General features: G+C 44.3%; 8 protein-coding genes and 1 other annotated feature. Of the genes, 2 read left to right on the forward strand and 6 right to left on the reverse strand.

Going from position 1 to position 11,178, the window contains the following annotated elements; all coding sequences use genetic code 11:
* Nucleotides 1-179: 179 nt before the first annotated feature.
* Nucleotides 180-2,084 (forward strand): class I adenylate-forming enzyme family protein, encoded by a 1,905-nt coding sequence (locus RF007C_RS04305; RefSeq protein ID WP_037297568.1) that lies wholly within the window; start codon nucleotides 180-182, stop codon nucleotides 2,082-2,084.
* Nucleotides 2,084-4,000 (forward strand): SGNH/GDSL hydrolase family protein, encoded by a 1,917-nt coding sequence (locus tag RF007C_RS04310; protein ID WP_051456510.1) that lies wholly within the window; start codon nucleotides 2,084-2,086, stop codon nucleotides 3,998-4,000. The genes RF007C_RS04305 and RF007C_RS04310 overlap by 1 nt, the downstream gene beginning before the upstream one ends.
* Nucleotides 4,001-4,105: 105 nt before the next feature.
* Here the strand turns inward: RF007C_RS04310 and panD are convergent, their stop codons facing one another.
* The 6 genes from panD to RF007C_RS04340 form a co-directional block, all read right to left on the reverse strand.
* The gene (gene panD, locus RF007C_RS04315; RefSeq protein WP_019681033.1) at nucleotides 4,106-4,489 is read right to left on the reverse strand and encodes an aspartate 1-decarboxylase; all 384 of its coding nucleotides are present in this window, start codon (nucleotides 4,487-4,489) and stop codon (nucleotides 4,106-4,108) included.
* Between the two features lie 10 nt (nucleotides 4,490-4,499).
* On the reverse strand, nucleotides 4,500-5,348 hold the full coding sequence (gene panC, locus RF007C_RS04320) for a pantoate--beta-alanine ligase (protein ID WP_037297569.1): 849 nt from the start codon (nucleotides 5,346-5,348) through the stop codon (nucleotides 4,500-4,502).
* A gap of 1 nt (nucleotide 5,349) precedes the next feature.
* A complete protein-coding gene (gene panB / locus RF007C_RS04325; protein ID WP_037297570.1) occupies nucleotides 5,350-6,189 on the reverse strand; it encodes a 3-methyl-2-oxobutanoate hydroxymethyltransferase in 840 nt (279 codons plus the stop codon).
* A 116-nt stretch (nucleotides 6,190-6,305) separates the two neighbouring features.
* Entirely contained in the window at nucleotides 6,306-7,193 is an 888-nt protein-coding gene (locus tag RF007C_RS04330; protein ID WP_082316689.1) for a DUF2520 domain-containing protein, read from the reverse strand.
* Between the two features lie 112 nt (nucleotides 7,194-7,305).
* Complete coding sequence (locus tag RF007C_RS04335; RefSeq protein WP_037297572.1) at nucleotides 7,306-9,894, reverse strand: hypothetical protein; 2,589 nt, start codon at nucleotides 9,892-9,894, stop codon at nucleotides 7,306-7,308.
* A complete protein-coding gene (locus tag RF007C_RS04340) occupies nucleotides 9,884-10,438 on the reverse strand; it encodes an RNA polymerase sigma factor (protein ID WP_037297573.1) in 555 nt (184 codons plus the stop codon). Before RF007C_RS04340 ends, RF007C_RS04335 begins: the two co-directional genes overlap by 11 nt.
* Nucleotides 10,439-10,903: 465 nt before the next feature.
* Nucleotides 10,904-11,147, forward strand: a binding site (T-box leader).
* Nucleotides 11,148-11,178 lie beyond the last annotated feature (31 nt).

An 11,178-nucleotide genomic window follows, 5' to 3' on the forward strand; every position in this document is an offset into this window, starting at 1 on the left:
GGACTTTTTAAAATCTTTATGTTATAATAAATAATGAACAGCAGATTCCTGTGTTGGGGTCAGGAGCATATGACTGCTGTTTGGCATAAATAGGGGTGTTTCTGCCATAACTGAAAATTGAATATTTTTATGGAGAAGCATCTCCATCCACATGATATAGGAAAGGAAAAAGATTAACCATGAAAACACTAACACATGTCAACACATGCACTATTGTAAGAAAGTTTCCTGATTGGGCAAAAGTAGATCGCGTAATAAACGGGGTAGAGATCTACAACATGAACATCTTTGACAATATTATGTCATTCAATCAGGACAATCTCGACGGCGACGCTATTGACTACTTCGGCACAAAGATCACCTACGGTGAGCTCCCCGCACTGCGTGAAGCCTATGCAAAGGGCCTCAAGCTTGCAGGCGTAAAGGAAGGCGACGTTGTAACGCTCTGCCTCCCTGTAAGTGTCGAAAACCTTATGCTGCTTTTTGCCTGCAATCTCATAAAAGCCATAAGCAACAATGTCAATTTCTTGTTCCTTAAAGACGATTTCCCGCTCTATACACAGGACAAGGGTTCAGAGATAATCGTAACTCTCGACGCATTTCTGCCGTATTTTATCGAGCATCTTTCAAACAGCAGCATCAAAAAAGTCATACTCATGAGCCTTGATGATTTTCTCCCTCCCGAGAAGAAGGGAATGTTCCTGGATACCTCGGAGATGCCCGAGAAAATGCAGGAAGTATTCAATATCGGGCAGATCAGAGAGTGTCTTACCAATCTCGACAAGATCAAGGGAGTGGAGTTCATACGCCTTGAGGATCTCAGGATCGCCGGTGAGGAGAGCGATATCGAGCTTGATCTCGGTCCTACAGATCTGGACCGTGATATAAGTTATTTCTATACCAGCGGTACTACCAACAAGCCAAAATGCGTTGTCTATAAGGAGTATTCGCTGAACGCATATGTTGAAATGCACGCAGGACTCGACACTCAGAATTATGTGGGAGAGCGCAATTTCCAGTGCATCCCCATGACTCATATGACGGGTGAAAGAGTCTGCGCTATCATGCCTCTTGCAAGAGGCGGCACACTTGTACCGAGACCTATCTACAACAAATATACATTTGCAAAGGATCTTTCAGAAACCAACTGCAACTGTGTCGTTGCAACAGCAAGCTTTTATCTTACAAGCGTAAGACAGGGCATTGTCTCCCCCACAGCGCTTGAAATGCTCACACGTCCCGCATCCGGCGGTGAAGCTGTAAACGTTAATTCCGTCCGCAAGATCGACAAGTGGCTCCGTGACAACGGCTGCAGCGTAAGATTTTCTCTCGGCGGCGGCGCAAGCGAAGAGGGCGGCGTTACTCTCGTTACATACTTTATGGACGAGGAAACAAAGACCAACGAGACAGGTAAGCCTCTTGAGCCCTTTGTACAGGTAAAACTGGTAGACGACGACGGAAATATCGTGGACGAGGGCGAGGTACTCGCAAACCTTCATGCTTCAAGTCCCGCTTCGGCTGACCGTTATCTCAACAATCCCGAAGCCACAGCGGAGCGCTGGTACTATGACGAAAACGGAATGAAATGGGGCGTTACGGGAGATATTGCCGTAAGACACGCTGACGGCTCATACACCATAATGGGCAGAGCTTCAGATTCATACGTTGACGAGAACGGAAAGCGTGTATATCTGTTCATGATAGAGAGCACTCTCGATGAGAATGATCCTATCAACGAATGGGAAATAAGTGCTTTTAAGAACGAATGCGACGGCTACGACGTTGTTGGTCAGATCATTCTTGATCCCGACGAAGCTGAGCCCACCGCAGAGCTTGTTGAGTATATCTGCCGTAAGTACCGTCTCGACGCAGTAAAGTTCTACAAGGAATTCGAGATAGGCGAAATTACCGCAAAGAGAGACTATATTCTCCTTACTCATGATTACAAGGGATATATCGCACCACTCGGAAACGGTCACCTCATGCTGGTGGACTATTCCGAAAACGGCAGCACCATCAGAATAAAAACAGGCAGTAAATTCGTTATACCGATAAATGAGAAATACAGCAAGGAGGAAAAGTAATGAAGGTATCAAAGGTCTTAGCTGCACTGATTTCAGCTGTAACACTTAGCAGCGCTACGGGAATAACAGCTTTTGCAGCAGAAAATGAAAATAACAGAACAAACGGTGATTTCAAATATGTCGCCCTGGGTGACAGTATTGCGGCAGGCTTCGGACTGGCAGGAGGCGATCTTACCCAGGATCCCGCACTTATCATAACTGATGAGCTTCTTGCAGATCCAGTCAAGGGAGCATATCCCGCAATATTTACTGAATATATAGATAAGCTCGGTGAGGAAAGAGGCTATAATGTCAAGGGAACAAATCTTGCTTCCACTGCTTACCGCGCAGAGGACATTGAAAATACAATAAAAACGCCAGGATATAAAGGCGCCTTTGCTTCGAGCATACTCGAAGCATATCTCGGCGAGGGATCAAGCGATGTACTTATCCCCTACCATGATACATACACAAAATACCTTACCGAAGCTGACCTTGTAAGCATCCAGCTGGGTGGAAACGATATTATAATGAGCATCGTTCCGCAGATGGTCGGCAGTGAAAATCCTGTTCTCAAAGCAGCAGGCATCTCACTTATGCTCACTCTGTTCGGCACAGACACAAAGACAGCCATAGGCGGCGGTCTCCAGGTGATCGCAGAGAGCAAGGACAGCATAACCTCCGAGGATTTCCTTGAAGCTGCAAGCTTTATGTACAACATAGGCGCAAGAGCCGATGCTCTTGTTGACGAATCCGCAAACCATGTCAAGGGCGTAGTTGAAGCTGTAAAGGAGCTCAACAGTGACGCTGATATAGCTCTGGTGGGTATGTACAATCCTTACCGCACTCCCGAGGAATCTGAAGAGATCAAGGAAGATATTTTTGCAGTTCTCGGAAAGGTATACGCCGCAGCTGCAAATGCTGCCGCTGAGAGCGAGGACGAACTCACCGCAGGTGGCAAGCAGTCCATCGACTACATAAACGGTCTCAAGGATAAGGTAGCCAAGATAAATGAGATCAAGTCTGTAATGGAGAAATATAACGACGCCGCAGAGCTTCAGGAACTCCTTGCAATGATCGCCGAATACGACGACATAAACGAGGTCAAGACTCTTGCCGAGCTTGTATCCTCCTCCGAAGGCAAGCCCGAAAATCAGGAGCTTATGGACATAATGCTCAGTTATGACGATATTTCCGAGCTTCAGGCAGTAATAGACATCATCCGTAACTACGATGATATTTCCGAACTGACAGAGCTTATGGCAGTTATGACAAAATACCGCACAGCCAATCAGACAGCAGTTGCAAATGCCATCGCTTCGGAAGTAGCCGCTCCACTGGCTATGAAGGCAACAGGAAAAAATGTTGATCCGCAGATGCGCCGCCTCAATGAGAAACTCATGGACGTAGCTGAGGAAACAGGTGCTGTATACGTTGACGTTTACGGAATATCACCCGAAGATGACTTCGATCCTCATCCAAATGCAAACGGTCATAAAGAGATCGCGGAAATACTCTATGATACAATGTCAGAACACATTACCGAGAGAATGAAAGTCGAGGAGAAGCCCGAAGCTCCCGAAACCACCGAGGAAACACTTCCCGCTGAAGAGACAGCAGCCTGCAATTTCAGAATTGTGGGAGATGTAAACGGAGACGGCATGATAAATTCTGCCGACGCAGCATATATCCTTGCACATTCATCAGGTCTGGTACAGCTTTCCGATGATGATAAGAAATATGCTGACATTGACGGAAACAAAAGGGTAGATATTATTGATGCAATCCTGCTCATGTCCTGCATCGGCCGCTATAATTCAATGTACTTCAACAGATTTAACGGCAGGCATTATAATTACTTCACCGTATACGGCATACGCTCCACACCTATGAACCATTTCGGCAGAATGAACGGATTTGGTGTCAGATTCAGATAAATTTAATGATAACGATATGCAGGCAGCCTTCGGCTGCCTGTTTTTTTCATTACAAAAAGCCGCTTGCGGAGATTTCCGCAAGCGGCTTGCATATGCTATGTCATTTTATCTGAGTTCACCGTGTTTTTCGTAATCGGCTACTCTGATTATCTCATTTTTATCGCCGACAAAAACTACCTTGGGACGATGTGTTTTTATTTCCTCGGGAGACATATTCGCATAAGCCATTATTATCACATGATCGCCCTTCTGTCCCGAACGTGCGGCAGCTCCGTTGAGGCAGATGACGCCGCTTCCGCGTTCTCCTGCAATAACATAGGTCTCTATGCGGCTTCCGCTGTTTACGTTGGATATATGCACACGCTCGTATTCATAAAGTCCTGCAGCTTCCATGAGCTCTTCATCAATAGTAACGCTTCCAACATAGTTGAGCTCTGCCTGAGTGATAACGGCGCGGTGTATCTTGCTTTTGAGCATTGATATTTCCATGGCAGCCTCCTTATACGTCTTCTGTGAAGAAGTTGTCTATAAGGCGTGTGCTGCCGATATATGCCGCCATAGCGCAGAGAGCGGGACGGTCAAGGCAGGTGATCTGCTGCATTGTTGCACAATCTACTATCTTGACATAATCGATACGTGCAAGAGGTTCGGATTCGATGAGCTTTTTCATTTCGCCGATTATCGCCGAGCAGTCCTTTTCACCCTTTTTCACCATATCCATTCCGAGAAATACTGCCTTTGAAAGTACAAGTGCAGCTTCTCTTTCAGCTTCGCTGAGATATGTATTGCGGGAACTCTTAGCCAAACCGTCGGCTTCACGTACTATAGGACAGCCGATTATCTCTATGTCCATATTCAGGTCGTCAACCATATGACGTATAACTGCTAGCTGCTGCGCGTCCTTCTTGCCGAAATATGCACGGTCGGGCTTTACGATATTAAACAGCTTTGATACTACCGTGCAAACGCCTCTGAAGTGTACAGGACGGCTGAGTCCGCAGAGTTCCTGTGTGAGTACGGTCATATCAACAAATGACGAGAAGCCCTCATGGTACATCTCTGACGGCTCGGGATTGAATATAATATCACCGCCGTGCTCCTCCACCAGCTTTGCGTCGCGTTCTATATCACGGGGATAGCTTTCAAGATCCTCTGTCGGACCGAACTGCATGGGATTTACGAAATCAGATACAACTGTCCTGTCATTATCCCTGTGAGAAGCGTCAATAAGACTTGCGTGTCCTTCATGGAGATAGCCCATAGTCGGCACCAGACCTACTGTAAGTCCCTGTGCTCTCCATTCCCTTACCTGTGCGCGTACTTCATCTATAGTCTTAACAACTTTCATTTCACTTTTCCTCCCTCATAAGCTCGTTTATAACATCATCCTCGATAGCGTAGGTGTGCTCGTCAGCGGGGAATGAGCCCTCTTTGGTCTCGTTGATATAGTCCGCTATTCCCTGACGCATCACAGAGCCAACGTCTGCAAATCTCTTTACGAATTTAGGCGTATGACCTGTGGTAAGACCGAGCATATCCTGATATACCAGCACCTGTCCGTCGCAGCCTTTTCCAGCGCCGATACCGATAGTAGGGATAAAAAGCTTTTTTGTGATGATGTCCGCAAGCTTTGCGGGAATACCCTCCAGAACTACTGCGCAGGCACCTGCCTCCTGTATCTTCAGTGCATCGTCAATGAGTTTCCTTGCATTGTCAAGACTCTTGCCCTGCACCTTGAAGCCGCCAAAGACGTTGACGGACTGAGGTGTAAGTCCCAAGTGCGCAACTACAGGGATAGAAGCGTTTACGATAGCTCTTATCTGCTCGCAGACCTCAGCGCCGCCTTCAAGCTTTACAGCATTGGCGCCGCCCTCTTTGACAAGACGGCCTGCATTGATAACAGCCTCCTGCACACTTATCTGATATGACATAAACGGCATATCAGCAACTGCGAAAGCGTTCTCGGCACCTCTTGAAACTGCGGCGGTATGATGGATCATATCCTCCATAGTAACAGGCAGTGTGTTTTCGTAGCCGAGCATTACCATTCCCAGTGAATCACCGATAAGTATGGCATTAACACCGCACTGATCAATGATCTTCGCTGTTGTGTAGTCATAAGCAGTAAGCATCGTGATCTTGTCACCTGATTGCTTCTGCTTCAGAAGGGTTGAAACAGTGTTCTTCATATTCAATTTTCTCCTTAAATGTTGTTACCTTTCCGATAGTACGGATAAGATACAAGATGAAGTATAACACAGAAATATGAATACTGTATGAACATACGGTTTGACTTTGGTGACAATTACCTAATCAGCTCATTCATTTCTGTGTAATCCGCCTCAGGATGGCGCCTCAGAGCCATTTCAGCAAGTTTTTTTGTAACCGATCTGTAAACATTTACATCGATATCTCCGCTTATGCAAGAGAGATGTTTCTTAACGGTGGATACATCGTTTCGTTCCACAGGTCCTGTAAGTGCAGCCGTCGGTCCCACAGCAAAAATGCGCCTGATATTACTAATTACCAGCGGTTCAAGCGCAGTAAGCGCTTCTTTTTCATTAAAACCGCACTGCTCAAGAAGACCGATGCTTTCCTCGATAAGTCCGCAGACAAGATTGCTTGCAACCGAGCAGGCTGCATGATAGCGACTTTTTATCCCGCTGCTTATTATGCGTGTATGATTTCCCACAGACGAAAAGATACTGCTCCATTCATCGGCGCAGTCCCCTTCAATACAGAAAAAAGCATTGCCAAGCTCCTTGTAGGATTCCGTTCTGCTGCTCACAGGAAAAAGCGGATGTACAGACGTACCCTTTGCACCGCACTCCGCGATTCCGGGGAAGGCTTCCTCTGCGGACATGGCTCCGCTGCAATGGCATAACTGTTTTCCGCAAAGGAGCTCCTTTGGCAGAGAAAGATAAGTATTTTTTATCTCACCATCGGGGACGGTTATAAAAACGGCATCACTGTTGATAATGAGCCTTTCGGGAGACAAAAAAAGCTCCGATCCCGTAAATTCGGCCGCCTCATGTGCAGACATTTCCGAACGGCTGTAATATCCCGAAATATCCATACCTTTTACCGCAAGATACTTTCCGAGAGAAAAACCAACTTTGCCTGCTCCGATAAATCCGATCTTCATATCATTCACCTCAGATAAATAATATACTCTAAAATTGAATGATAGCATTAAATCCGCCGAATGTCAAGCATAATTGTTCAGACGCATAAAAAGCCCCGCGGCAATGCCGCGGGACTTGACTTATACCTTTAAACATATCATAAGAATCATATAATGCTTATCACAGTGATTCTCTGCTTCCGATAAGGTACTGCTGTATGCACAGGGCATCATTTGCTGTAAGTCCCTTGGTGGACCTGTCAACATCAGCATTCTTCTTTCCCTGTACTGTAATATGATTTTTAGATGTTCCCCCAACTTCATATTTATCAGGATTAGCAAGCGCCTGCATTACAAGAATAGCATCCGAAAGGTCAATATCCGTATCGCAGTTTGCGTCGCCATTTAATCCGGTATCGTTACCGACAGCAGTCGTGGTGCCGGTAGTAGTTATTATTGGCATAGTAACAACTGTTTCATTCTGAGGTATCTCTGTATAATGACCTCTTGCTTTCTCCGCCATAATATCAAGGTCACTTGTGTCTATGCCGCATTCTCTTGATATATAATTCAGAATAATGAGCGTATCCATTGCGTCACCGCTGACACCCGAGCCGTCAAGATCAAAATTCCTGATATAATTATCCATTACATTTTCAGGAACAATATTGATATTCTGCGAGGTATGTGTCTGAGAGTAGAGCGTATTCTCTGCATAGATATAATCGTTCTCATCGATCACACCGTTCATGTCAACATCAGGTTCAGGTGCTAATCCTGCTTTTACGTCTGTATAGTATTGTAAATATTTCAATTCTCTTGTTTCACTTTTCGGATATGTGAAAGCATACACATAATTATAGCACAGACTGAACAGGTCATCGGGATCTGTAAGGCCATATCTTGAACCTTCCAGGCAGTTGGTTCCCGAATAATTGGTCACCTCTCCTTTTATCCATGCATCCCTGAAATCCTCATATTCTTTCTCTTTCTGTGTCTTTATACCGAGCTTTTCACAGATATATACCTGTGCGATACTGCAGTCAGCCGCATCACCACTTATGCCGTTTCCGTTAACATCGAAATGATAAAGGAAATTGTCTATAATGTCATCTGTATATATGTCGCTCTTACGGTATCTGTAATTGTTGAATATATCATCGATCATAAAATGGTCAACAAATGTTATCCTGCCGTCGAAGTTCATGTCCGGTTCGGGGAGCAGACCTTCCGCGACCTTCTGCTTGTAAACCTCGTAATCCGCTTCGATATTGTTCAGATCCACATCAGCTCTTACATCGGTTCTTGGAAGCCCCATTTCCCATTCCGTGTCTTCAACTGCATACTGAAAATCTCTTAAAGCGTCCTTGTGCTCCGGTGCATAAAGTCTTCTTTCGTCATATCTTGTTTCCCAAAGTATCTCGTAATAATGATAATCGGAATATTCAGGCTGAAATGGTACATTTTCAAAATAGTACCTTATAAGATAATCCGAAAATACCGGATAGACCAGTTCATCGTCTGCAATGGTTCTTAACACTTCAATGCACTTAGTCTCCGATTCTGACGGGAATTTGTTTTTTGTCAGTTCATTATATACCTTGAGCTTATCTTCAAACGAAAGATTATCATAGTCCATATAGTCATATGTTACGCAAGGAGAATCAAAGATATTTTTGAAGCAGTAAATATCCATCACATCTGCAATATCAAATTTTCCGCTGCCGTCAACATCGAGATCAGGCTTCTTTGTCTCTAAAGCTTCCGTAAATATATCATACATACCGTGAACCATTTCAGATGTTTCGGCAAAATACTTCAAGAAGTCCTCACTGTAGAGGCCGGATTCAAATATACTTCGGTCTATCTTGTTAAAGCAAGTATAATATACAATGAGCTCACTGACATCACCGCTGTCAAAAAGGCCGTCATTATTAAGATCGTAAGTCAGCTCCTCACATCCGGTATCTTCGGCCTCTTTTGCCATGCAGTGCAGACGATAAACATCATTTATATCAAATTTTCCGTTCTTGTCTATGTCGATCAGACTTTCATCATTGTGCCATTCACTGAAAGAGAAATTATTTATATCATATTTTGTACTTATCACTTCAAACGGAACGCGTCTCATCCCTATATCATTGACAGCGTCCACAGGCTTCGGAACTGCTGATGAAGCTACAAGCATTGCAGCAAATCCTGCTGATAATTTATTCATATAGTATACCCTCCTATGATTAATAAAAGTAATACTCTCCGTTGTAGTCGTGACAGTAACAGCAGAAGACGATACGGTAGTTGTCTGTGCGGCAGGCTGCTGAGAAGATGTAACTCTCGTTGCAGCAGTCGCGGTAGTCTGCGTTTTCTTTGCAGCAGCCGTACTGAGGACTTTTGTTGTCACTGTATGCTTATTATCAAGAGCGGCCGTTGTACCGGCAGAAGCATTATCTGCAGCTGTGACAGTTGCAGCGTCCGTAGTCTTGTTTGTTTCTGTAACAGTTGTAACGTCTGAAGTATTGTTTGTTGCTGTGACGGTTGTAACATCAGATACATTATCTGTTGTTGCAGCAGTCGTCTCCTTGTTGAAATTGAGCGACGAAGGATCCTTAGCAGTATTGTTATGCCATATTCCAAAGCCTATGATCGCAGCAGCACACAACGCCGTCACACCTGAAGTGATCCTTATCAAACGTATCCTGCGGGTACGTTTCTTTTCCAGAATAAGATCACCGCGGGATTTAACTATCTCTGCCATGGTTTTATAATCCATAGAACACTGCTCCTTCCTTTTCAATTTCTTTTTTCAGAGCATTTTTTGCTCTGTACAGCAGATCCCTGATCTGCTTGCTGTTCTTTTTCATTATCTCAGCCGCTTCGTCATTTTTGAATTCCTCAAAAAATATGAGATACAATATCTGACTGTATTCCGGTCTGAGCTTTGAGATGAGCTTGCGCAGGTCTAAACGCCGCTCATCATCTATGACCTTCTGTTCAATATTTTCCCCATCAGAGACGTCGAACACATTTTCAAGCGGAACCGACTTGAATTTAGAGAATTTTCGTTTTATATCTATCGCCTTGTTTCTTCCGATGGTATAGAGCCATGTCTTGAAACTGCCTGTGCCTTTGAAGGCGGGCTTTTCAACATACAGCTTTACGAAGGTATCTATGGCAGCTTCTTCGGCCTGCCCCATATCTCCGATGATACTATACAGGAAATATACAAGACCATCTTTATAATCGCGTATAACTTCGTCTATTGCATCTTTATCTCCCGAGAGGAAACGGTTGTAGCTACTTATACCGTTTTCCATATATCCTCCTTTCGAAAAGAAACGTTTCCTTTTGTTACTTATACGAAAGATAAGCATAAGATGTCGCAGTTTTTTCAAAAAAAATTAAAGCACATATCCAGCGCGTTTTATCGATGTATAATTATATTATACGCTCTGTGAACACATGAGTCAAGGAACAGACCGACAAGGCAGAAAGAGTTCATATAAAAAAGTATGAAAAGCATCTGCTCCTCCTGATGCTCTGAACGCTGCGGATAAGCTGCTTTTTTCAGCGGTAAGTTGCATTGACAATAAATCAGCTCATATGGTGTCATACAGTCCATTGCTATTGATTTCTCTGATTTTAAATTCAATAAAATATGCCCGTACACGGATAAATATCTCCTGTAACAGCAAGAGTATATGTATCTCCAACGGCTGTGATCTCAGAAAAATTTTTTCAAAAAGGTCTTGACAAATGTATTTCTGTGTGGTATAATCCAAGCATAAGCTATGAGGAAGACAAGCAGAGGATTGCCAATGTCTGCAGAGAGCCGGCGGTAGGTGTGAGTCGGTGATATGCAATGCTATGTATCCCTTCTGAGCCGGAATGCCGAAAATTTCAGTAAGCGTTCCCGTGATTCTGCGTGAATGAATAGGACTTGCTGGAGTCTGAAGTGGTGTTACGCAATAGCGGCACAATTTGAGTGGTACCGCGGGTAATCAGATCATGATACTCGTCTCAAAGTTTTCTTTGAGACGGGTTTTTTGTTTTTTAC

This window comes from Ruminococcus flavefaciens 007c (assembly GCF_000571935.1).
GTDB classification, from domain to species: domain Bacteria; phylum Bacillota; class Clostridia; order Oscillospirales; family Ruminococcaceae; genus Ruminococcus; species Ruminococcus flavefaciens_F.